A 311-nucleotide genomic window follows, 5' to 3' on the forward strand; every position below is an offset into this window, starting at 1 on the left:
CCTGCTCGCCGACGGTTTCGACGTGTTCATCGAGTCGAGTGCGCATCCGGTGCTGACGGCGTCGGTGGAGGAGAGCGTTGAGGAAGCGGGCGCCGAGGCGGTCGTCCTGGGGACGCTGCGCCGGAACGAGGACGAACAGCGGCGCTTCAGCCTGGCGTTGGGCGAGGCTTTTGTGGCGGGGCTCGACATCGACTGGCCCGTTGCCGGTCGGAGGCCGGACTTCCTTGAGTTGCCGACGTACGCCTTCCAGCGGGAGCGGTACTGGCTCGAGCCGGTCCAGGTCGGTTCGGGTGATCCGGGTGACCTGGGTG

The 311-nt window shown here is 68.5% G+C and carries 1 protein-coding gene; it reads left to right on the plus strand.

What is annotated here, in order from left to right; translation table 11 throughout:
- Window positions 1–22 precede the first annotated feature (22 nt).
- The coding region (locus tag H5J33_RS36640) for a hypothetical protein (RefSeq protein ID WP_181798980.1) at window positions 23–311 on the plus strand (289 nt) is incomplete at its 3' end.

It is taken from the genome of Streptomyces sp. WELS2 (assembly GCF_013870595.1).
Taxonomy (GTDB): Bacteria; Actinomycetota; Actinomycetes; order Streptomycetales; family Streptomycetaceae; genus Streptomyces.